This window comes from Streptomyces sp. KMM 9044, from assembly GCF_024701375.2.
In the GTDB taxonomy this organism is placed as follows: domain Bacteria; phylum Actinomycetota; class Actinomycetes; order Streptomycetales; family Streptomycetaceae; genus Streptomyces.
This window is the reverse complement of the sequence record NZ_CP113910.1, coordinates 2290526-2313277: the sequence shown is the minus strand read 5'-3', so window position 1 is coordinate 2313277 and position 22752 is coordinate 2290526. Positions and strand designations below refer to the sequence as shown.

Annotated in this window: 17 protein-coding genes and 2 pseudogenes; 6 read left to right on the top strand and 13 right to left on the bottom strand. The window is 73.4% G+C overall.

Features of this window, described 5'->3' with window-relative positions; genetic code table 11:
• Positions 1–382 precede the first annotated feature (382 nt).
• Positions 383–1327 (bottom strand): AurF N-oxygenase family protein, encoded by a 945-nt coding sequence (locus HUV60_RS10185; RefSeq protein ID WP_257847735.1) that lies wholly within the window; start codon positions 1325–1327, stop codon positions 383–385.
• 212 nt (positions 1328–1539) lie between these two features.
• Between HUV60_RS10185 and HUV60_RS10180 the strand changes: the two are divergent.
• Positions 1540–1857, top strand: a pseudogene (locus HUV60_RS10180) (Uma2 family endonuclease); the annotation flags it as partial.
• A gap of 60 nt (positions 1858–1917) precedes the next feature.
• Here HUV60_RS10180 and HUV60_RS10175 read toward each other — a convergent pair.
• The 5 genes and pseudogenes from HUV60_RS10175 to HUV60_RS10155 all read right to left on the bottom strand — a co-directional run.
• Positions 1918–2292, bottom strand: a pseudogene (locus HUV60_RS10175) (DUF3291 domain-containing protein); the annotation flags it as partial.
• 82 nt (positions 2293–2374) lie between these two features.
• Positions 2375–3832 carry a penicillin-binding transpeptidase domain-containing protein gene (locus HUV60_RS10170; protein WP_257847736.1) on the bottom strand — a complete coding sequence of 486 codons (1458 nt, stop codon included), beginning with the start codon at positions 3830–3832 and terminating at the stop codon, positions 2375–2377.
• Positions 3829–5217, bottom strand: a complete 1389-nt coding sequence (locus HUV60_RS10165) for an FtsW/RodA/SpoVE family cell cycle protein (protein WP_257847737.1) — start codon at positions 5215–5217, stop codon at positions 3829–3831. The genes HUV60_RS10170 and HUV60_RS10165 overlap by 4 nt, the downstream gene beginning before the upstream one ends.
• A 43-nt stretch (positions 5218–5260) precedes the next feature.
• A complete protein-coding gene (locus HUV60_RS10160; RefSeq protein WP_443047257.1) occupies positions 5261–5881 on the bottom strand; it encodes an SH3 domain-containing protein in 621 nt (206 codons plus the stop codon).
• Between the two features lie 108 nt (positions 5882–5989).
• On the bottom strand, positions 5990–6496 hold the full coding sequence (locus HUV60_RS10155) for a protein-tyrosine phosphatase family protein (RefSeq protein WP_257847739.1): 507 nt from the start codon (positions 6494–6496) through the stop codon (positions 5990–5992).
• A gap of 101 nt (positions 6497–6597) precedes the next feature.
• Here HUV60_RS10155 and HUV60_RS10150 point away from each other — a divergent pair, with 101 nt between their 5' ends.
• The 4 genes from HUV60_RS10150 to HUV60_RS10135 all read left to right on the top strand — a co-directional run bounded on the left by HUV60_RS10150 (position 6598) and on the right by HUV60_RS10135 (position 9080).
• Entirely contained in the window at positions 6598–7404 is an 807-nt protein-coding gene (locus HUV60_RS10150) for an NERD domain-containing protein (RefSeq protein ID WP_257847740.1), read from the top strand.
• A gap of 25 nt (positions 7405–7429) precedes the next feature.
• Positions 7430–7633 carry a hypothetical protein gene (locus HUV60_RS10145; RefSeq protein WP_269441166.1) on the top strand — a complete coding sequence of 68 codons (204 nt, stop codon included), beginning with the start codon at positions 7430–7432 and terminating at the stop codon, positions 7631–7633.
• A 177-nt stretch (positions 7634–7810) separates the two neighbouring features.
• Positions 7811–8326, top strand: a complete 516-nt coding sequence (locus tag HUV60_RS10140) for a SigE family RNA polymerase sigma factor (protein WP_257847741.1) — start codon at positions 7811–7813, stop codon at positions 8324–8326.
• On the top strand, positions 8316–9080 hold the full coding sequence (locus tag HUV60_RS10135; RefSeq protein ID WP_257847742.1) for a hypothetical protein: 765 nt from the start codon (positions 8316–8318) through the stop codon (positions 9078–9080). Before HUV60_RS10140 ends, HUV60_RS10135 begins: the two co-directional genes overlap by 11 nt.
• Before the next feature lie 46 nt (positions 9081–9126).
• Here HUV60_RS10135 and HUV60_RS10130 read toward each other — a convergent pair whose 3' ends face one another.
• The 7 genes from HUV60_RS10130 to HUV60_RS10100 all read right to left on the bottom strand — a co-directional run bounded on the left by HUV60_RS10130 (position 9127) and on the right by HUV60_RS10100 (position 21874).
• Positions 9127–9330, bottom strand: a complete 204-nt coding sequence (locus HUV60_RS10130; protein WP_443047256.1) for an alpha/beta fold hydrolase — start codon at positions 9328–9330, stop codon at positions 9127–9129.
• A 463-nt stretch (positions 9331–9793) separates the two neighbouring features.
• Positions 9794–11518 carry an allophanate hydrolase gene (atzF, locus tag HUV60_RS10125; RefSeq protein WP_257847743.1) on the bottom strand — a complete coding sequence of 575 codons (1725 nt, stop codon included), beginning with the start codon at positions 11516–11518 and terminating at the stop codon, positions 9794–9796.
• Positions 11515–15141: an urea carboxylase gene (gene uca / locus HUV60_RS10120; protein WP_257847744.1), complete on the bottom strand. Its 3627-nt coding sequence runs from the start codon at positions 15139–15141 to the stop codon at positions 11515–11517. Before uca ends, atzF begins: the two co-directional genes overlap by 4 nt.
• 388 nt (positions 15142–15529) lie before the next feature.
• Positions 15530–16297 carry a GntR family transcriptional regulator gene (locus HUV60_RS10115; protein ID WP_257847745.1) on the bottom strand — a complete coding sequence of 256 codons (768 nt, stop codon included), beginning with the start codon at positions 16295–16297 and terminating at the stop codon, positions 15530–15532.
• A gap of 163 nt (positions 16298–16460) precedes the next feature.
• A complete protein-coding gene (locus tag HUV60_RS10110; protein ID WP_257847746.1) occupies positions 16461–17840 on the bottom strand; it encodes a cryptochrome/photolyase family protein in 1380 nt (459 codons plus the stop codon).
• Between the two features lie 164 nt (positions 17841–18004).
• The gene (locus HUV60_RS10105; protein WP_443047255.1) at positions 18005–19621 is read right to left on the bottom strand and encodes an SDR family oxidoreductase; all 1617 of its coding nucleotides are present in this window, start codon (positions 19619–19621) and stop codon (positions 18005–18007) included.
• Between the two features lie 96 nt (positions 19622–19717).
• On the bottom strand, positions 19718–21874 hold the full coding sequence (locus HUV60_RS10100) for an MMPL family transporter (protein ID WP_042167415.1): 2157 nt from the start codon (positions 21872–21874) through the stop codon (positions 19718–19720).
• 112 nt (positions 21875–21986) lie between these two features.
• Here HUV60_RS10100 and HUV60_RS10095 point away from each other — a divergent pair, with 112 nt between their 5' ends.
• Positions 21987–22484 carry a MarR family winged helix-turn-helix transcriptional regulator gene (locus HUV60_RS10095; RefSeq protein WP_062189508.1) on the top strand — a complete coding sequence of 166 codons (498 nt, stop codon included), beginning with the start codon at positions 21987–21989 and terminating at the stop codon, positions 22482–22484.
• The last annotated feature ends 268 nt before the right edge of the window (positions 22485–22752 follow it).

The following is a 22752-nucleotide window of genomic DNA, read 5'->3' as shown; positions in this document are numbered from 1 at the left end:
GTTTCCGCGGTCGTCGTGCGGTGCCGGGCAGCACGCCGATGTCGTCCAGGTCGTGTCGGTGTGCGGCTCCGCCGTGTGGTGGTGGGCCGTTTGGCGGGTGTGGGGCGGTGGTGTTCAGGCCGGCGGTCCGGATGGTTTCCGCGGTCGTCGTGCGGTGCCGGGCAGCACGCCGATGTCGTCCAGGTCGTGTCGGTGTGCGGCTCCGCCGTGTGGTGGTGGGCCGTTTGGCGGGTGTGGGGCGGTGGTGTTCAGGCCGGCGGTCCGGATGGTTTCCGCGGTCGTCGTGCGGTGCCGGGCAGCACGCCGATGTCGTCCAGGTCGTGTCGGTGTGCGGCTCCGCCGTGTGGTGGTGGGCCGTTTGGCGGGTGTGGGGCGGTGGTGTTCAGGCCAGCAGTCCGGACGACTTCCACAGCCGTCGTCCGACCCCGCGCAGCACACCGATGTCGTCCAGGAAGTCGGTGAGCCGCTTCGAGCCCTGCTGCATGATCTCCCGGCGGTGTCCGCTCGCCCTGACCTGGGCGACGGCCTCCCGCTTGTCCAGCCCGACGTTCGTGTAGACCTCCGGGTTGACGAACGCCACCGAGAAGACGCGGGCGAACTCGCCGGAGGTGACCCGGGTGAACTCCTGCGACCACTTCGGCGCGGTCACCATCTGGCGCCGCAGCTCCTCGCGGGCGTAGCGCACATGCCGGGCCTCCTCGACGACGTGGATGCGCGTGACGCCCCGGATCAGCGGCTGGACCCGCTCGTCGGGGAAGGTCAGCCGCTGCATCCAGTCCAGGACCTCCTCGCCGAGCAGGGTCGCAGTGAAGGAGCCGGGCGTGGTGGAGATGGTCTTGAACAGCCGTCCCAGGTGCTGGTGCAGCGGGCTCACCGGGTACCACGGTGTCCCGCCGCGGGTGATCAGCCGCGCGAACATCATGGAGTGCCGGCACTCGTCCTCCATCTCGGTGAGCGCGTACCGCACATGGGCAGTGGTGGCGTCCTTGTCGTAGACGTGCCGCACCAGCAGCTGCATCAGGATCAGCTCGAACCAGATGCCGAGCGAGGCGAGCGCCGCCGCCTCGTGCCGCGACAGCCGGATGCGCTGTTCTTCGCTCATCCGCTTCCACAGCGGGGTGCCGTACAGCGAGACCAGCTCCGGCGGCCAGAACCACAGGCCCTCCTCGAAGGGCGCGTCCCAGTCCAGCTCCTCGTCCGGGTCGACGGAGTGCTTGGCGGAGGCGTCGAGCAGCCGCTGCGCCACCTGCTCCCGGTCCTTGAGCAGGCCGAGCGCGTCGCGCAGCCCGTCGATCGCGTCGGCATCCGTCAGGGGCTGGGCCGTCATGGTGGTTCCACCTCGCGGGCGTTAGGGGTTACCGGCGGTCACTCAACTTATGAGACCGCTTGTCAGTAAGCCCGTCAATCCCTCGTGCGAGTCTTATTGACAGATGATCTACCTGGGGCGAGTGTCAACGGCGCACGCCCCGGCCCACCTCATGGAGCGGCGAATCGGCGTTCACCCCGGGTAGGCTGACTGCGCGGGTCGGACTCCAGCGCATGGGGGCAACCATGAGCGCCGTACGCGAGTCCGAGTCGGACGACGACTACCAGTGGCCGCGTCCGCCGCAGGACGGCTGGACGGCGGACGACCTCGACAGGCTTCCCAATCTGCCTCCGCACACGGAGCTGATCGACGGGAGCCTTGTCTTCGTGAGTCCGCAGACCAATTTCCACTCACGTGTCATCCGCCTGCTGGACAATGCCCTGCTTGCTCAGGTGCCTGACGAGTTCGACGTCCTCCGTGCGATGACCGTCAAGCTCAACCAGCGCAATCGACCGGAGCCCGGTGTTCTGGTGTTCCGGGCGGACGCCGGCACCGGACCAGGCCAGACCTGGTACCGGCCGGAGGATGTCGTGATCGCGGTCGAGGTCGTTCTCCGCGACCGTGGGGCGGTGTCCCTTCGGAACCCACCACAGGGTCGTCATCGCCTCCTGCACCCGTTCGAAGAACTCTCTGCGCCGCGCCAGCATCTCCCGGTGCCGCCCTTGGTACATGTACGCCGTCAGGGTGTCGGCGTCCCGCCACACCGTCATGTTCAGGATCAGCCACGCATCGTCGAAGACGGCCACATCGGCGGCGTTCCCCTCCTCGCTCTGCAGTCGCCGGACGAAGCCGTCGGCGGCCTCGGCGTCCGCGTTCACCGGGCCGAGGTTGTCGACGAAGTCCTTCAGCCGCGGGGAATCCAGAGGGGCCTTGAGCCGGGCGATGTTGACCTGGGCGAGTGCGTACGCGGGAGCGGCTTCCGTCATGGGCCGAACCGTAGGCGCGGGGGGCGGGATTCGGCAGTCCCCGTCCCGGCAGGTGATCCGCGAGGTGGTCCGCGAGTGACGCCTACGGCCTCAGCACCGCCTCCATCACCGCCCGCGCGATCGGCGCCGCCGTGCCGCCGCCGCTGATCTCCCGGCGGCTGGCCGCCGCGTCCTCCACCACGACGGCCACCGCGACCTTCGCCGCCGCGTCCCCGACGGCCTGCGCCCAGGACACGAACCAGGCGTACGGCGTACCGGAGTTGCCGATCCCGTGCTGGGCCGTGCCGGTCTTGCCGCCGACCACGGCACCGGGGATCGCGGCGTTCGTGCCCGTGCCCTCCTCCACCACCGCGCGCATCAGCTTTCGCATCCGCAGCGCCGTCGACGGGTGCATGGCCCGCCGGGGCTGCCCCGGGGCGGCCGTCGCCACCGTGGAGCCGCCCGCCCGGGTGGTCCGCTCCACCAGGTACGGCTCCCGCACGTTCCCGTTGTCGGCGACGGCCGCCGCGACCATCGCCATCTGCAGGGGAGTGGCCCGCGTGTTGTACTGCCCGATCGACGACAGTGCGACCTGTGCCCGGTCCATCGTGGTGTCGAGGGTGCTGCGCGCCACCGGGAACGGCACCCGCAGTCCCTCCTCGTTGAAGCCGAAGCCCTCCGCCGTGGCCGCCAGGTCCGCCAGGCCCGTGGCCACCCCCAGCTTGGCGAACACGGTGTTGCAGGACCAGGTGAACGCCTCCCGCACCGAGGCGTCCGCGCAGCCGCGGGACTCGTTCGTCAGCCGTGTCGTCGTCCCCGGCAGGGTGTACGGGTCGGGGGAGTCCGTCGGCTCGTCGAGGTCGGTGACCACACCCGCGTCCAGCGCCGCCGCCGCGGTGACCACCTTGAACGTCGACCCCGGCGGGTACGTCTGCCGCACGGCCCGGTTCAGCATCGGCTTGTCCGGATCGGCGTTCAGCCGGGCCCAGGCCCGCCGCGCCGCCGCCCCGTTCCCGGCCAGCGGCTCCGGGTCGTACGACGGAACGGACACCAGTGCCAGGATCCGGCCGGTTGACGGCTCCACCGCCGCCACCGCGCCCTTGCGCGAGCGCAGTCCCTCGTACGCGGCCCGCTGGGCTGCAGGGTGGATCGTCGTGACGACGTCGCCGCCCGCGTTGCGGGAACGGGTGAAGTCGTTCCACAGCGGCAGCGGCTGGAGCAGCGGGTCGGTGCCCGCCAGCAGCGCGTCCTCCGTGTGCTCCAGCAGGGTCGTCCCGTACTCCTGTGAGGCGAAGCCGGTCACCGGCGCGTACAACGGGCCGTCGGTGTAGGTCCGTTCGTAGCGCAGGTGCTCGCCGGTGTCCCGCGAGCCGGTGACGGGGCGGCCGTCGACCAGGATGTCGCCGCGCGGCTGGTGGTAACGGGCGATGGTGTCACGGCGGTTGGCGGGGTTGTCGGCGTAGGCATCGGCATGCAGTACCTGTACCCGGGTGGCGTTCGTCAGCAGGGCGAACAGCAGCAGCGCGCAGAAGACGGCGGCACGCCGGATGTACCGCGTCATGACCCCGCCCCTTCGTTCGCCCCGTCGCACCGGGAACGTCCGTCCCCCCGACGGCGTGCCGAATCGCTCAGCCGGACCAGCAGCGCCACGATCGCCCAGTTGGCGACCACCGACGAACCTCCCTGTGCCAGGAACGGCATCGCCATCCCGGTCAGCGGGATCAGCCCGGTCACCCCGCCCGCGATCACGAACACCTGGAGCGCCACGATCGCGGCCAGCCCCACGGCGAGCAGTCGGCCGAACGGGTCGCGCAGCGCGAGGCCCGTCCGGTAGCCGCGTTCCACCAGCAGCCCGTACAGCAGGAAGATCGCGGAGAGCCCGGCCAGCCCCAGTTCCTCGCCGGCCGTGGCCAGGATGAAGTCGGACTTGACCGCGAAGCCGATGAGTACGGAGTGCCCGAGCCCCAGACCGGTGCCGAGCAGCCCGCCCTCCGCGAAGGCGAACAGGGACTGCGCCAGCTGGTTCGGGCCCGCGCCCGCCTCGATCGAGGCGAACGGTCGCAGCCAGGTCTCGATCCTGCTGTGCACGTGGGGTTCCAGCCGGCCGACGGCCACCGCGCCCAGCGATGCCAGCAGCAGCCCTACGGCGAGCCAGCCGGTGCGGCCGGTGGCGACGTACAGCACGATGACGAACAGGCCGAAGAACAGCAGCGACGTGCCGAGGTCCCGTTCCAGGACCAGCACGCCCACGCTCACCAGCCACACGGCGACGATCGGCCCGAGCACCCGCCCGGTGGGCAACTGCACCCCCCAGAACCGGCGGCCGGCGTAGGTGAGCGCGCCCCGGTTCTCCGCCAGGTACGCGGCGAAGAACACCGCGAGCAGCACCTTCGCGAACTCACCCGGCTGGATGGAGAAGCCGGCGACGCGGATCCAGATCCGGGCTCCGTTCACCGAGGGGAAGAAGATCGGCACCGTGAGCAGGACGAGAGCGGAGACGGCGCACACGCGGGTGAAGCGCCGGAGCACCCGGTGGTCGCGCAGCAGCAGGACGACCGCGATGAACAGCGCCACGCCCAGCGTCGACCACACCAGCTGGGTCGGGGCGGCCTCGTCGCCCGGTGTCTCCAGGTCGAGCCGGTAGATCAGCACCAGGCCGAGCCCGTTGAGCAGGACGGCGATGGGGAGCAGGAGCGGGTCGGCGCAGGGCGCCCGGAAGCGCACCGTCAGATGCGCGACCAGCGCGAGCACACCGAGCCCGGCGCCGTAACCGGCGGCGCCGGGCGGGACGGAGCCGTTCCTGGCGTAGCCGACGGCGCAGTAGCCGTACACCGACAGCAGGACGGCCAGGACGATGAGGGCGAGTTCGACGCCACGGCGCCGGGAGAGGGGAGCGGTGGGCGTGGGCGGATCAGCCGTCGCCAGGGAGATTCCGGCCTTGCTCATGCCCGGAACCTACCTATATGTTCCCCTTTGGGTGCTGTGTCTGTCAGCACCAGCGTGGCGCGGGCCCGATGTTGTCGATGTGGCGGGCGGGGCCCCAGGCCCAGGTGCCGTCGGTGAGCAGGTACCAGAGCGGGTTGCCCTGCACGTCGTCTCCGCCCACCTTGCAGTAGATCGAGACGACATCGCCCTTGTGGGCATACCGGATGACCTTCGAACCGCGGTCCGGCGAGGTGCGCAGGGCGAGCGAATCGGTCGTGACGACCCCCTTGTACTCGCCCCGGTTGCCGTGGTTGCCGCCGGCATGGTTGCCCCCGTCGCCGCCGCCTGCGTTGCCTCCGCCGCTGTTGTTGCCGTGATCGTTGCCGCCGTTGCCGCCGGACTGCTGGTCCCAGTCGCCGTTGCCGCCGTTGCCGCCGTTGCCGCCGGACTGCTGGTCCCAGTCGTCGTTGCCGCCCTGCTGGGGGGAGCCGCCGCCGTCGCCGTTGCCGCCGCCCTGCTGGCTCCAGTCCGACTGGCCGCCGCTGTCCGGAGTGTCGTTCGCGACGGCGACCGCGGGGGCGACGGCGGCCGCGAGCGCCAGGGTGCCGGCGGCCAGCGTCATGGGCAGACGGCGAAGGAGGGGGGAGCGCGACGAGCGCGGCGTGCGCGGGGAGTGGCGTGACATGAAGTACCTCCACATGGGGGCGAGAGGGCCGAAGGTGACTAATCGCCACATTAGGAGCACCCCTCCGCCCCCGCCCGCCCTGGTGCGCCATCGGGGACGGCAGTCCGTCTACTCGGCCAGTTCCTCCAGCAGCCGGGCCGTCGCCAGTCCGGCCCGCAGGTAGTCGACGAACAGGTCGTTGTGCAGGGCCCAGACCGAGCGGCGGGCCCGGATCAGCCGGATCGCCTCCTCGGCGGAGCTGCCCCGGCGCATCAGCGCGTGCGCGACGACCAGTCCGGAGCGGTTGTACCCGTGATAGCAGCGCACGAGGACCTTGCGCCCGTCGTCCAGCGCCTCGCACGCCGCCTCGGCGAGCCGGATGACGCCCAGCAGGTGGGTTCCGTCGAGCGGCCCGTCCGGGATCGCCCACACATGGTGCCCGACCCCGGGGGCCGGCCCGTGCCCCGGCAGCCGCAGCAGCGTCTGTACGAGATCGAACTCCTGGCGCACCGAAACGGACTCCAGCTGCCCGGTCCGGGCCCTGAACTGGTGACCGCCCATCCACAGACCGGGTGCGATCTCGTCCCACGGAGTGTCCGGTGCCGGCACGTCGGGCTGCTTCCTGCGGGTATGCAACGGTGCCTCCCCGGCATCACCGTCCACGTGCTCCCAAAGGTAGCCGGGTTCTTGCCCCTGGAGCACCCCGCCTGTTCCCATGGAAGACGGGGTGATGGTGCATGAACGGTCTGCGCGTCGTACCGGCCTGGCGGCACGGCCAGGAGCGGCTGTACGTCTCTCTCCCGGACGGCGGGAACATCGCCTGGTACGACCGTGACGCGGCCAGGGTCAACCTGCTCGGCGAGGACCGGGAGGCGGAGGTGCTCGAAGCACTCGGCCCCTTCCTCACCGGCCCGGTCTCGGTCGGCCCGCCTCTGGCCCCCACCCCCGCCGAGCTGGCACGACTCACCCTCCACCCCGACGACGACCTCGCCCCGAACCGCCCCGGCGAGGCCCTTCTGGTCGCGATCGACCGCGACCCCGGCCCGGCCCGCCTCCTCCGCGCCGACCCGCGCCACCGGGCTCTCGAGGCGGAGCGGGCGGTGGGCGAGGTGCTGGACCGCATGGACGGCCTGGGCGTACGCACCCTGCACTCGATCCCGCTCCCCGGCGGCGACCGCGTCCACCACCTGGCGATCGGCCCCGGCGGGCTGTACGCCGTACACGCCGTGTACGCCCGCAGGCAGCGGGTTACGGTCGCCGACCCCCTGGTCACCGTCGGCCGCCGTCGTGAGCCGCACCCCCTGCTGCGCCGCGTCCGTGCCGACGCCGACCGGGTCTCGTACGCCCTGACCGCTGAGGTCCGTCCGGTACTTGTCCTGGCCGGAGCGTCGCAGGTGACGGTGAGGACCCCGCCGCGCGAGGTGCGCGTCCTGACGGACGGCGAGGTGGAGCGCCTGGGCGGCCTGGGGGGCGTACTGAAACCGGCGGACGTGGAGGCCCTGCACGCGATGGCACGGGACCGGAACACGTGGGCACGGCTCTGAGCGGGGCGGCAAGGTCCTGGACCTGATGGCGGCCCCGGAGAACGACGTCCGTGCGGCCCGTGCTTCGCGGGGGGAGGAGGAGGGAGCGGGCCAGATGCAGGAGGAACGGCGGCAAGGAGCCGACGCCGACGGCCTCGTCGCCGAACCGGGCCTCGGGGACGGCCACGGCGAAGACGGGCCGGAGCGCGCGGACGCTCGGCCTGCCCCGGCCGCAGACGGCCGCGGGTGACTACGGCCGACTGCGCGACGACGAAAAGATGTTCACTCACATGGCGGTTGATGGATCCCGGGACCGGCGTTCCGCGTCTTCCTTCAGGGCTGTGCTTCCATGTGCGTGATCTGTTGGACCTGTGTGCATGAGGAGGCAGCCGGTCACACGGCACATTCACGGATACCGGTGGAGGGCATGACCGAGGACGAGTTCGACGCTTTCTACGCGGCCGCTTTCCCCCGTCTGACCGGGCAGCTCTTCGCCTTCACGGGGGACCTGGGCGAGGCTCAGGACGTGGTCCAGGAGGCGTTCGTACGGGCCTGGGACCGGCGCCGCGTGCTTCAGGCCGACGGGGCACCCGAGGCATGGGTACGCACGGTCGCCATGCGCCTCGCGGTCAGCCGCTGGCGCCGCGCACGCCGTTGGCTGGAGCTGGTGCGCCATTCCGCGCTGCCGGAAACGACCCCCGGCCCCGGCCCCGAACGCGCCGCGCTGGTCGCCGCGTTGCGCGAACTGCCCGAGACCCAGCGCATGGCGGTCGTTCTTCACCATCTGTGCGACCTCAGTGTCGAACAGGTAGCCTCCGAGACCGGCGCACCCGTGGGGACGGTCAAGGCCCGGCTGTCCCGGGGGCGGGCGGCACTGGCCAAACAGCTGGCGGTGGACGAGGCCGAGGAGCCGGTCTGGAGGGAGGGCGGCCGTGTCGGATGAACTCGCGACCGTGTTGCGTGAGTTGGCGGAAGCCCATGAGGCCCCGCCGCCCACGCCGGCCGCCGAGGTCCGCACCCGGGCACGCCGCCGCTCCCACCGTCGCCGGGCCACCGTCCGCCTGGGCCTGGCGACCTCGGTGGCCGGCATGCTGGCGACGATCGGACTCACCGTGCATGCCGAGGAGCCCGGCCACGACTCGCGGCACACCCCGGCCACCTCGTCCGGCACCCGGGCGACCGGCACGCCGACGTCCAGCCCCCGGGCACCCGAGGCGGCGGCCGGCAGGCCGGCCGGCACCGCAGAGGCCGTCCTCGACCTGGGCCGCCACACCCTCACGGTCGGCGGCCGCGTCATGCGCGTCAACTCGTACCTCGCCGCCACTCCGCTGCCGCACGGCCACCGGCTGACCGTGTGGGCCAAGCACGAGGCCATGCTGCTGCGGAGCGACGCGAAGGCCGGTAACGCCTACGAGGCCAAGGTCCCGTACGTGGTGGAGCTGCGTACCGGCGACGGGGCCCCGGCCTACGCGGGCGCCCTCGCCTTCGACACCAGGTCCCTCGGCGCCCTCGACGCCAGGACGAGCTGGCTGGGCCTGGGCGTCGACGACGCGCGATGGTTCTACACCCGCGCCCGGCGGGGCGAGCACATCGAGATCACCTCCGTGGCCGCCCCGGCCCCGCCCGAGGCGACGACGGACCCCACCGCAGGGGCCGGCCCCGAAACCGGAACCGCAACCTCCCGCCCCCGGACCTGACCCCACCCGCGCCCCGGGACCACGGCCCTGGACCAACGCCCCTGGATCAGCGGAACACGTTCCGGAGGAACGAGCCCAGGACAGCCGCGAGTTCGGCGGGCGCATGCTCCTGGACGAGACGCCCGGCGCCGGGGATCGGCTCCCACCGGGCGTGCGGGATCAGGACGGCGGGCTTCCGCCCCCTGGCCACCGGGATCCAGGCGTCCGAACCGGAGAACCGCCCGCTCAACTGCCACTGCCACTCGCTCATGTACACCCGCTTTCGATTCCGGCCGCCCACGACGCCGCCCACGGCCCACCCCGGTCGGAGGTGCGCCGCGGCAGTACGCGAAGCGTCCTTCGGCAACTCCTCCCAGGAGAACACCGATGCCACACCCGGATCCTCCGCAAGCCTTCTCCCTTCTCCCTTCTCCCTGACCGTCCCCGACGTCAGCCCGCGGAGGAACGAGCGCCGGAGGACCGGGAAGGCGATGCCCGACGGCAGCACGGCCAGGAACGTGTCCACGAGGACACGACGGCCCCGAGGGTCTCGGGGCGAATCCCAGGGCCCCGGGGCCGGCGCCCGCCGGCCGGGCGGATCAGGCCGAGGACAGGGCAAGGACAGGACAGGACAGGACAGGGCAGGGCAGGACAGGTAAGGGCAGGACAGGTAAGGACAGGTAAGGGGACAGGTAAGGACAGGCAGGGAACGAGGCAGGGCGGGGCAGCCCGGGTCAGGACGCCCCGGCCGCCAAATGGGCCCGCCAGCCGCCGAGACGGGTGATGTCGGTGCCGGCCGCGGCCGACTCCGGGTCGCACTGGAAGCCGAGGACCCACGTCCCGTCGCCGAGTTCGACGCGCCCGAGGGACATGGGCGCGGGCAGCGCGGCGAGGAAACGCCCGAGGGCGGCGGGGGAGAGGGTCCAGAGCTCCCCGGTGATCCCGGCCCCGGACCCCGGAGCGACCCGGACCAGGCCGGGCTTGGCGGGGACGGTGTCCAGCGCGGCGAGCCGGTAGTGCGGCGCGGTGACGACCTCGCCCCCGAACCGCGCGCCCGCGCCCGTGAGCTGGTGGTTGAGGGGCTGGCCGCGCAGGTGGGCGCCGAACACGGCGAGCCCGACTCCCGTACCCGGCAGCGGAGCGGGCTCCTGCTCCCCGGTCAGCAGGGCCGCGATGTCGAGCGCCGGCTGGTCCTCGAAGGCACGCGTGATGACACTGACGCCGAACGGACCGCCGTCCGCCTCCCCGGCCGGAACGGCCACGGCGGCCATGTCCAGCAGGTTGACGAAGTTGGTGTAGGTCCCCAGCCGCTTGTTCACGCCGACCGGGTCGGCGAGGACCTCGGCGATGTCGGGGTGTTCGGTCGTGGTCGGCAGGAGCAGGGCGTCGAAACCGGCCAGCAGCCGTGAGGCCTCCGCCTTGTGCCGGTCCAGCCGCTCCTGGTCCGCCGCCAGCGCGTGGGCGGGAATCCCGGCGGCGGCCAGGATGATCGCGGCCACCGTCGGGTCCGCCGCCGAGGGGTCCCGCGCGATGAACTCGCCGACGGCCGCGTACCGTTCGGCGACCAGGGCGCCGTCGTACAGCAGGCGCGCGGCCCGCAGCAGCGGGGAGACGTCGAGGACGGCGGTCTCGGCCCCGGCCGCCTCCAGCCGTTCGACGGCGCCGCGGAACGCGGCCCGGGCCGCCGGTGAGAGCGGGGCCAGGTCCTCGTCCCGGGGCACCGCGACGCGCGGGTGTTCGGGCGCGGCCAGGCGCACGTCGTCCGGCCAGTCGCGGCCGCGCGGGTCGCCGGCGTCGGGGCCGGCCATGCGGGCCACGGCCCGCTGCGCCTGGGTGAGCGTGCGGGCGAACACGGTGACCGCGTCGTAGGACCGCGCGGCCGGGACCACCCCCGCGGCGGGGACCAGGCCCAGGGTGGGCTTGATGCCGACGATGCCGTTGAAGGCGGCGGGTACCCGGCCGGACCCCGCGGTGTCGGTGCCGAGCGCGAGGTCGGCGATGCCCAGCGCGACCGCGACCGCCGAGCCGGAACTGGAACCGCCGGAGACCTTCCCGGGGCGCAGCGCCCCGCGGACCGCGCCGTACGGGCTGCGGGTGCCGACGAGGCCGGTGGCGAACTGGTCCAGGTTCGTCTTGCCCAGCACGATCGCCCCCGCCTCCACCAGCCGTCGCACGGCGGGCGCGGAGACGTCCGGCGTGTACGCGTACGCGGGACAGCCGGCCGTGGTGGGCAGTCCGGCGACGTCGATGTTGTCCTTGACCGCCACCAGAACGCCCGCCAGCGGCAGCGGTGTGCCCGGGGAACCCGCCGCCACGCGCGTGTCGAGGGCCCGCGCCTCGGCCACGACGTCCTGTTCGTCCCGCAGGGTGATCCAGATCTCCGGGCGGTCGGTCTCGGTGATGCGCCGGTACGCGGCGGCGACGCGTTCCACGCAGCTCGGGGACGGGGTGAGGGTCATGCTGCTTCCTCTCGTACGACGACGGCCAGCGGGGCACCGGCGTCGATGTGCTGTCCGGCGGAGACGAGGACGTCGGTCACGATGCCGTGTCCGGGCGCCCGGATCACCACCTCCATCTTCATGGCCTCCAGGACGAGCAGGGGCTGGCCGGGTTCCACGGTGGTGCCGGGCCCCGCCTCGACCTTCCACACGGTGGAGCTGAGCGGCGCCTCCACCAGGCTCCCGCCCGGCGGAAGGGCCACCGGGGCGGTGTCGGCGCCCGGCCCGGGCAGCGGGCGGTCGGCGAACTCGCCCGCCGCCTCCCACGCCTGCCGCTCCGCCTCGAAGGCGGCGGCCTGACGGCTGCGGAACGCGGCGATGCCGGCGGCGTTGTCGCGCAGGAACGCCTCGTGCGCGGCGAGCGAGAAGGTGCCGGGCCGGATGTCGAGGCCGGTGCGGCCGGCGGCCAGGTCGGCCCGGATGCCGAGGAGCTCGTCGGCCTCGACGGGGTGCCAGACGATGCGGTCGAAGAACCGCAGCAGCCACGGTGTGCCGTCGGCGAAGGAGCGCGGTGGCCGCAGCCCGCCCCAGATGGGCACGGTCCGGCCGATCAGCTGGTAGCCGCCGGGGCTCTCCATCCCGTAGATGCACAGATAGGCGCCGCCGATCCCGACACCGGCCTCGGCGGTCCAGGTGCGGGCCGGGTTGTACTTGGTGGTGACCAGCCGGTGCCGCGGGTCGAGCGGGGTCGCGGCAGGGGCGCCCAGGTACACGTCACCGAGCCCGAGCACCAGGTACTCGGCGTCGAAGACCGTCCGGCGCACGTCCTCCACGCTGTCCAGGCCGTTGATGCGGCGGATGAAGTCGATGTTGGACGGGTTCCACGGCGCGTCGTCCCGGATGGACGCCCCGTAGCGGGAGACGGCCTCGTCGACCGTGGGGTCGTCCCAGGACATCGGGAGGTGCACCTCCCTGCTGGGCACGGTCAGTCCGGCGGTCGCGGGCAGCTCGTCCTCCGCCTCCCGGAGGATCGCGAGCAGCGTGCGCAGGGGCAGCACGTCGGGGTCGGTGTGCAGGTGCAGGGAACGGACCCCGGGCGTGGAGTCCACCAGGCCCCGCGGAGCGAGGGCGGCCAGGTGCCGGGCGAGGGTGTGGACCCGCATGCGCAGGGCCAGGTCGAGGGTCATCGGGCCGTACTCGACGAGGATGTTGTCGTCCGCGCCGCGCCGGTAGGTGACCTCGGGGGTGTCGTCGGTGGCCGGGCGGCGGGCGAGGACGCCGTCGTCGCCGTCCGGGCCGCCCGCCGCCGTGAGCAGGGTGGGCGTACGGCGCAGACCGTCGGCGACGGCCTCCGTGACCGGCACGAACCGTACGGTGTCGCCGGGGCGCAGCTGCCCGGTTTTCCAGCGTTCGCCGCGCACGACGGTGACCGGGCAGGCGAAGCCGCCGAGGCTGGGCCCGTCCGGGCCGAGGATCGCCGGGATGTCGCCGGTGAGGTTGACCGCGCCGACCGAGTACGCGGTGTCGTGGACGTTGGAGGGGTGCAGCCCCGCCTCGCCGCCGTCCGGGCGGGCCCACTCGGGGCGTGGTCCGATGAGCCGGACACCGGTGCGGGCGGACTGGGCGGACACCTTCCAGTCGGAGGAGTACACCGTCCTCAGGCCGTCGCGGGTGAGGAAGTCCGGTGCGGGGTGCGGGCCTTCGCTCACCGCGAGCCGCCAGTGGGCGGTGAAGCGCGGGCGGTCCGGCACGGGGACGGGCGCGGGCGTCGGAGCGCCGTCGGCGGGAACGGCCGGATGCAGCACGTCCCCGGTGCGCAGGGCACGGCCGGCGTGCCCGCCGAACCCGCCCGGGGTGAAGGTGGCCGCGCTGCCGAGGTGGCCGGGTATGTCGAGGCCCCCGCGGACCAGTACGTATGTCCGCATGCCGGGGCCCTCCGGCGTGCCCACGTCCAGCAGTTGCCCGGCGGCCAGCTCGACCGGCTGCCACTGGGCGGCGGGCCGTCCGTCGACGGTGACCTCGGCCGGGGCGCCCGTGACGCAGACGACCGCCGGGTGCGAGAACCGCAGCGCCGGACCCTCGAGCGTGCACTCCAGGCCCGGTGCTCCCACAGGGTTGCCGACGGCGGTGTTGCCGAGCCGGAAGGAGAGGTCGTCCATCGGACCGCCGGGAGGGACGCCCACCTCCCAGTAGCCGGTGCGGCCGGGCCAGTCCTGCACGGTGGTCTGCGTGCCGCCGCGTACGACGTCGACGCGCGGACGCGGGTCGACGATCTTGGCGAGTGTGGCCGTGGTGTGCCGCACCTCCAGCACGTCCTTCGTCCGGCACGCGGCGCGCAGCAGGCCGAGGTTGGTCTCCACACCGTCGACGCGGGTCGCGTCCAGGGCCGCCGCGAGCCGGGCGAACGCCTCCGCGCGGTCGCGGCCGGTCGCGACGACCTTGGCGAGCATCGGGTCGTACGCGGTGGACACCTGCTGCCCGGTCTCCGCCCAGCCGTCCACGCGCACGCCGTCGGGGAAGCGGACGCGGGTCAGCAGCCCGGAGCTGGGGCGGTGGTCGCGGGACGGGTCCTCGGCGTAGATGCGTGCCTCCACCGCGTGGGCGTGGCGAGTGCCCGAGCCCTCGGGACCCCTGGAGCCGTTGGAGTTCTCGACTGCGCCGAGGGGAGCGGAGGCCGGGAAGCCGGACTCGCCGCGGGCCAGGCGCAGCATCCAGGCGACGAGATCGACGCCGGTGATCTCCTCGGTGACCGGATGTTCCACCTGGAGCCGGGTGTTGACCTCCAGGAAGTACGCCTCCTCGCGCTCGGCGTCGTACACGAACTCGACGGTGCCGGCGGAGCGGTAGCCGACGGAGGCACACAAGTCCCGTGCGGCGCTGTGCAGTCGGGAGCGCAGCCGCTGCGGCAGACCGGGTGCCGGGGCCTCCTCCAGCACCTTCTGGTTGCGGCGCTGGAGCGAGCAGTCGCGGTCACCGAGGACGACCACCCCTCCGGCCCCGTCGCCGAAGACCTGCACCTCCACATGGCGGGCGCGGTCGACGTACCGCTCCAGGTAGACCCCGCCGTCCCCGAAACTGCTCCGGGCGAGCCGCGTCACCCGGCCGAACGCCTCCCGCAGTGCCTCCGGTCCGGCGCACACCCGCATGCCGATGCCGCCCCCGCCGCCCGTCGCCTTGAGCATCACCGGGTAGCCGGTCTCCTCCGCCGCGCGCAGCGCCTCGTCCTCGTCGGCGAGCAGTCCGCTGCCTGGCAGCAGCGGCACCCCGGCCGCCCGTGCGGCGGTCCGGGCGGTGTGCTTGGCACCGAAGACCTCCAGCTGGGACGGGGTGGGGCCGACGAAGACCAGGCCGGCCTCCTCCACGGCGGTGGCGAAGGCGGCGCTCTCCGACAGGAAGCCGTACCCGGGGTGGACCGCCCCCGCGCCGGTGGCCAGCGCCGCCTCCAGCAGCAGATCCGCCCGCAGATAGCTCTCGGCGGCGGGCGCCGGGCCCAGCCGTACGGCCTCGTCGGCCATCCGGACGTGCGGGGCGGCGCCGTCGGCGTCCGAGTACACCGCGACGGTGCGCAGCCCGAGCGCGTGGGCGCTGCGGATGATGCGGCAGGCGATCTCTCCGCGGTTGGCGACGAGCAGGGTGTCGAACATGACGGCAGCTCCTCCGGAACGGGCGGGGCGGGACGGTTCGGGGCGGGACGGCCGCTCCCGGGGCAGGCGAGACGGCGCGGGGCGGAGACGACGGTGGCAAGTGGTGGGGTGAGGGCCGGGCGAGGGGTGGCAAGTGGTGGGGTGGCGGGTCGGGTGCGGGGCCGGGTGGGGGACGGCGGTGGACGTCGGGAGGTGAGGGGCGGAGACGCTGGGGCGGGCGTCGGGGCGGCGTGCCGGGCGGAGGAGGGCGGTGGGGGGTGACGGGCGGGGAGCGCGGGGCGAGGGCTGCGGCGGTGCGTGGCGCGAGGGCGGTGAGGCCGGCCAGGCGGAGGGCGACCGGGGGCGCGACGGCGGAGAGGGAGGTCGGGGCCCCTGGCCCGACGGGGACTCAGGGGTGGTCGTCGGCGTGCAGCGCCCTCTGCGTCATGGCACGCCGGGCGCGTTCCAGCACCACGTCCATCGAGTCGCCGACGTGGGCGTGCAGGGCGCGGTAGGCCTCGTCGAGCCGTCCGTCGCGGACGAGCTCCATGATCTCGATGTGCTCGGCGACGGTCGTCCGCACCCGGTCCTCGGTCAGGAAGTCGTACCTGCGCACCCGGCGGATGCGCTCGCCGACCGCCACGAGTGCGTCCGTGAGTGCCGGATTGCCCGAGGCGCGGGACAGCTCGGCGTGGAACCGCTCGTCCTGCACCACGAAACGCGGATCCGGCGCCGGCGACCGCTCCCGCATCGCGTACCAGCGCTCCAGCTCGGCGCCGAGGACCGCCGGATCGTGCCGCACGGAGGGGTCCTCGATCGCCCGGGCGATACCGCGCAGCTCCAGGGTGACCCGGAGTTCGTAGAGATCCTTCAGCTGGGCGAGTCCGAGGACCGTGACGTGGAAACCGCCGTCCCCCCGCTCGATCAGCCCGTCCGCCAGCAGCCGCGCCAGCGCCTCCCGCACGGGCGTCCGCGACACCCCGAAGCGCGCGGCCAGCCGTACGTCGCTCAGCCGCTCGCGTGTGCCGAACCCGCCGTCGAGCACGGCGGCCCGCAACTCCGCGTACACCCGGTCACGCAGCGAACCCGCGGGCGGCGTCACGCCCGGGGCCACCGGGGCCACGAGGGTGAGCGGTCCGGCAGGATCGGCCGGGACCGCGTCCGGCCGCGTATACACCGTTGAATCCATGCCCGCAGACGCTAGAAACCCCTTGTTTCCCAGGAGCCCTCCGCGCGTGAATGCCTCGTTTCCGAGTCCTCACCCCGGAATCCGGGATCCGGCGCCCGGGGTCCGGGATCCGGCGCCCGGGGTCCGGGATCCGGCGCCCGCTCCCCCGGGCTCAGGTGCCGCCGAGGCCGCGGGCGTGGGCGAAGCGGGCCTGGCCGTCGGCGAGGCCGATCAGCGGTCCGGGATAGCCGAGGCGGGCGCGCCGGTCCTCCGGCAGCCGCCAGGGCTCGTGCACGTACCGGTCGTCCACGTCCGCCAACTCGGGCACCCAGCGCCGTACGTAGATGCCGCTCGGGTCGTAACGCCTGCCCTGGCGCACGGGGTTGAGGACCCGGTTCGGGCGGGTGTCGGTGCCGGTCCCGGCGACCCACTGCCAGTTGAGCTGGTTGTTGACGAGGTCGCCGTCCACGAGCAGGTCCAGGAAGTGCCGGGCGCCGACCCGCCAGTCCACGTACAGCGTCTTGGTCAGGAAGCTCGCCGCCAGCAGCCGTGCGCGGTTGTGCATCCATCCCTCGTGGAGCAGCTGGCGCATCGCCGCGTCGACGACCGGATAGCCGGTACGGCCCTCCCGCCACGCGGCGATGTCCTCGGCCGCCTCGTCCCCGGTCCGCCACCGGTCGTGCCGGGGGCGGTAGTCGCGTTCGGACGCCTCGGGCCGTGCCGCCAGCACCTGGTGGTGGAAGTCGCGCCAGCACAACTGGCGCACGAACGCCTCCGCCCCGGCCCCGCCCCGTGACCGGGCCCGGTGGACGAGTTCCACCGGCGAGAGGGCCCCGAAGTGGAGGTAGGCCGAGAGCCGGGAGGTCGCGTCGCCCGCCAGGTCGTCGTGCCGTTCCTGGTACCCGGACATCCGGGACCGGGCCCACCGGGCGAACCGTTCGCGCCCCGCCGACTCGCCTCCGTCCGGGAGGCCGGGCGAGAGGCCGGACAGGCCGTCACGGGAGGGCAGCGGCTCGCCGCGCACCGCGTCGGGGACCCGCACGGTGCGCGGCGCCGGGCAGGTCTCCCGCAGCTGCTCCTGCGACCAGCGGCGGAAGTAGGGGGTGAACACGGCGTAGTGGTCGGACCCGGCGGGCGTCACCGCCCCGGCGGCGAGGGCGGTGATCACGGCGTCGTGCACCTGCAGCGCCACCCCACGCCGCTCGAGTTCCTCCCGCAGCCGCTCCTCACGCCGCTGGGCGTAGCCGCTGACGCCCGCCGCCATGTGGACCTCCGTGGCCCCGCACTCCGCGGCGACCGCGCAGGCCTCCCGGACACCCGGCCCCGTACGCACGACGAGCCGGCCGCCGCGCCGGCGCAGCGAGGCGTCGAGATCCCGCAGGCAGTCGCCGAGGAAGGCGGCACGGTTCGGCGCGTCGAAGCCGGCCGCGTGGATGCCGGTATCGCGTACGAAGAGCGGCACCACCTCGTCGGCCGCGGCGAGCGCGGCGCGCAGCGGCGGATGGTCGTGCAGACGCAGATCCGAGGTGAACAGGACGACCGCGACGGTCATGGGGCCACTCCTCGCCGTGCATGAGGCCTTGCTTGCTTTCCCGCCGTCTCTTCGGGCTGTTCCCGGCCCGCGGATGCGGAGCCGGGCACGTCACCGCCGGGCACGTCACCGCCGGGCACGTCACCGCCGGGCACGTCACCGCCGGGCACGTCACGCCGGACTCGTCACCCGCGGCGCGGGCGGCGGGCACGCCGTGCGGGCCCGTGGCTTTCGCCGCGGCCCCCGCGCGCATCGGCCTCGTGTGCGCTCATGCCCTTCGTGGCGGCCTGGGTGATGTTGCGGGCCATGCCCTCGAACACGACGGAGTGGAGCGGGGCGACGGACCACCAGTAGGCGTGGCCCGGCAGCCCGCGCGGGTGGAACAGGGCGCGTTGCCGGTAGAGAGTGCGGCCCTCGTCGTCCGTGCCGGCGTACATCTCCAGCCAGGCGAGACCCGGCAGCCGCATCTCCGCCCGCAGCCGCAGCAGCCGGCCGGGCTCGATCTCCTCGACCCGCCAGAAGTCCAGCGAGTCACCGACCCGCAGCCGTTCGGCGTCACGCCGCCCGCGCCGCAGGCCCACCCCGCCGACGAACCGGTCCAGCCAGCCCCGCACCGCCCAGGCCAGCGGGAAGGAGTACCAGCCGTTGTCCCCGCCGATGCCCTCGATCACCTTCCAGAGCGACTCCACGGACGCCTCGACGCGCACCTCGCGCTCGTCGCGGTAGAGACTTCCGCCGGCCCAGTCGGGGTCGGTGGGCAGCGGATCGCTGGGCGCCCCCGGCAGGCTCGCGGACGACCAGCGCGTGGCGACCTGCGCCTCCCGCACCCTCCGCAGCGCGAGCGCCAGTGACTCGTCGAACGACAGCGGGCTGTCCGGTGTGTCGGGCACGTAGGGGGCGATGTCGTGCTCGTGGCAGACGACCTCGTGGCGCAGCGACTCCGTCAGCGGCCGTGCCAGGGAGGCGGGTACGGGGGTGATGAGCCCGATCCAGTGGCTGGACAGGCTCGGGGTGAGCACCGGCACCGACACGACGAGCCGCCGCCGCAGTCCGGCGATGACGGCGTACCGCCGCATCATCTCGCGGTAGGTGAGGACGTCCGGCCCGCCGATGTCGAACGCCCGGTCGACGTCGGCGGGCATGCGGGCCGAGCCCACCAGGTACCGCAGCACGTCGCGTACCCCGATCGGCTGGATCCGGGTGTGCACCCAGCTGGGGGTGACCATGACCGGCAGCCGTTCGGTCAGGTAGCGCAGCATCTCGAACGACGCCGACCCCGAACCGATGACCACCGCGGCCCGCAGCACGGTGGCGGGCACCGGCCCGTCGAGGAAGATCCGTCCCACCTCGGCGCGGGAGCGCAGATGCGGGGACAGGGACTCTTCCGGGACGTCGCGCGGGGTCAGCCCGCCCAGGTAGACGATGCGCCGTACGCCGGCGGCACGGGCCTGCTCGGCGAAGGTCCGGGCGGACCGCCGGTCGGTCTCCTCGAAGCCGGGACCGGCCCCGAGGGCGTGCACCAGGTAGTAGGCGACGTCGATCCCGCGCATGGCCGCGGCGACCGAACCGGGGTCGGTGACGTCGCCCCGGACCGCCTCGACGTCACCCGCCCAGGGATGGTCGCGGAGTTTGCCGGGGGAGCGGGCGAGGCACCGGACCCGGTGGCCGGCCCGCAGCAGCTCCGGTACCAGGCGCCCGCCGATGTATCCGGAGGCGCCGGTGACCAGGCAGTGCAGCCGCTCGGTGCCGCCCTCGTCCCACTGCCCGCCCGAGCCCTCGCCCGCGTCCGTCTCGGTACCCACGTCCGTCTCCTCCGCGCTCGTCCGCCCACGTGCCCACTCGCTCCGGGGTTGCTTCCTCTCCTCCGATCATGGCGGCAGCGCGGTGGACGTGCCCGTTCAGACGGACCGGGAACCGGAAGGGGAGCCGGAGCCGGCACCGGCATCCGCGTCGCTCCCGCGGGCCAGGGCGCTGGGCCACCATGCCCGGGGGCCGATGTCGATCACGAGCGCGGGCACCAGGAGCGAGCGGACGACGAGGGTGTCGAGCAGGACGCCGAAGGCCACGATGAACGCGATCTGGACCAGGAAGGCCAGGGGAATCACCATCAGGGCCGCGAACGTCGCCGCGAGGACGACCCCCGCCGAGGTGATGACCCCGCCGGTCGTGGTGAGCCCGCGCAGCACGCCCTGCCGGCTGCCGTGCGCGAGCGCCTCCTCCCGGACCCGGGACATCAGGAAGATGTTGTAGTCGACGCCCAGCGCGACCAGGAACACGAACCCGTACAGGGGTACCGACGCGTCCGTGCCCGAGAAGCCGAGGAGATGCTCGAAGACGAGCGCCGACACCCCGAGCGTCGCCAGGAAGTTGAGCCCGACCGTCGCCACCAGCAGCACCGGTACGAGCAGCGAGCGCAGCAGCAGGACGAGGATCAGCAGGATGATGGCGAGCACGATCGGCACGATCACCGTACGGTCCCGGGCTGCGGTCTCCTGGGTGTCGTACTGCTGCGCCGTGTAGCCGCCGACCAGCGCGTCGGCCCCGGAGACGGCGTGCACGCTGTCGCGGAGCCGCTCGACGGTCTCCTTGGCGGCGTCGCTGTCCGCGCCGTCCTCGAGGGTGGCGGCGATCTCGACCCGGCCGTCGGCGACGAGCGGCTCGCCGCCGGGCCTCCCCGAGGCGGAGACCGGGGCCGCCGAGGCGACGCCCTCGGTCTCCTCGGCCGCGGCCGTCACCTCGGTGACGCGGGCGGCGTCGGCGATGATGACGGCGGGGTTGCCGGAGCCGCCGGGGAAGTGCTCGCCGAGTGTCTCCTGGGCGGTCACCGAGGGGGCGTCACCGACGAAGATCTCCTCGAACGGTACGCCCTTGGAGGACAGGGTGGGGGAGAAGGCCGCGAAGACGGCGAGCACCAGGGCGGTCACCACCCAGGTGGCGCGCGGCCGCCGGTCCACGGCCGCGGCGACCCGGTGCCACACTCCGTGCCCCTCCGCGGGGGCGTCCGCGGAGGGCGTGCTCCCGGCCTTCTTCGGGCGGGAGGGCCAGAACGCGCTGCGCCCCAGCAGGGCCAGCACGGCCGGCAGGAAGGTGAGCGTGGAGAGCACGGCGCACACGATGCCGATCGCGCCGACCGGCCCGAGAGCGCGGTTGTTGGTGAGGTCACTGGCGAGCAGGGCCAGCAGTCCGAGCGCCACGGTGGCGGCACTGGCCGTGATCGCCCCGAACGAGCGGCGCACCGCGGCGACCGCGGCCTCGACCCGGTCCCCGCGCAGGGTGATCTCCTCGCGGAAGCGGGCGGTCAGCAGCAGCGCGTAGTCCGTGGCGGCGCCGATGACGAGGATGGAGAGAATGCCCTGCACCTGGCCGTCGACCCGGACGACGTCCCGGTCGGCCAGCGCGTACACGACCGCGCAGGCGAGCCCGAGGGCGAAGACGGACCCGAGAATGATCAGGAACGGCAGCAGGACGCTCCGGTAGACGAGCAGCAGGATCACCAGCACGGCGGCGAGCGCCACGCCCAGCAGCAGCCCGTCGACCCCCGCGAACGCGTCCGACAGATCGGCCTGGCTTGCCGCCGGCCCCGCGATCTGCGCCGTGGTCCCCGGCACGTTCCCGGCCGCCTGCCGGATCTCGTCCAGGACGGCGGGCAGTTCCTCGTCGAGACCCGGCTCCAGTTGGACGACTGCCTGCAGGGCCTGCCCGTCGTCGGAGACGAGAGCGGGCGACGGCGAACCGGCGACCCCGGGCTGCCCGGCCAGAGCGCCGGCGGCCCGCGTGGCCTCCTCCTGCTGGGCCCCCGTCACCCGGCCGCCCCCGTCGGCCGTCCACACGATGACGGCGGGTACATCGCGCGACGCCCCGGCCTGCTCGAACGCGTCGCCCTCTTCGAGTACCTTGGTCGACTCTGCGCTCTGCGGCAGGAACGCGGCCTGGTCGTTGGTGGCGACCTCGCCCAGCTTGCCCGCGTAGGGGCCGAGCGTGCCGCCCACACCCAGCCAGACGATCAGCAGAACGAGCGGCACCAGCCACCGGCCCCAGATCGGTGTGGTCCTCATTGAATCCCCAAGTGGCATAGGAACGGAAGGAACGGAAGGAACGGAAGCGGGACGAGCAGAAGTAAGTCAACCATCAAGTATCTCAATGGTTGAACAAATATATACTGAACGCATGTCCGGCACCGATAGCACCTCGCCCTCCCCTCCCGGGGACGACCCGACGGGGCTGCAGAGCTTCGCGGTCCTGCTGCGCCGGATGAACTCCGAGTTCAACCGCATCGCCCACGAGTTCGCCCAGGCGCAGGGCCTGCACCTCACCGACGTGCAGGCGCTGGTCGCCGTCCTGGACGCCGACCCGGCCGACGGCCCCATGACGCCCGGCAGGCTGCGCGACCAGCTCGACCTCACGTCCGGCGCGGTGACGGCATGCGTCGACCGCCTGGAGAAGGCGGGCCACATCCGCCGTGTACGGGCCCCGGGGGACCGCCGCGTGGTCCATCTGCACTACGAGCAGGCGGCCAGGGCCGTCGCAGGCGCCTTCTTCCGCCCTCTGGCACGGAGTACGGAAGCGGCCCGGGTCCGCTTCACCCAGGACGAACTGATGACGGTGACCCGGTTCCTCACCGAACTCAACCGGGAACTCGTCCTCCTGGGCCGTCACGGCTCGTGACGACGGGAAGGGCACCCCGGCTCCGGTTGCCGCCCGCACGAAAGGCCATGCCCGACCGGGGAGGGCAACCCCACGGCCCGGGCGTCTGTTCCACATCAGCAGCAGGTCAGGTACGTGGAACCGTGCCCTCGGGTACCACCGCCGTCCGTCCACCGTGTTCGCAAGGGTGTCGGGGCGGTCGTCCTTGATCTGCGTCACCCTGCGGCCGTCCACCCCGATCGGCTTGGCGAGCCCTCCGAGCGTCACCTCACGGTCCAGGTCCTCCTCC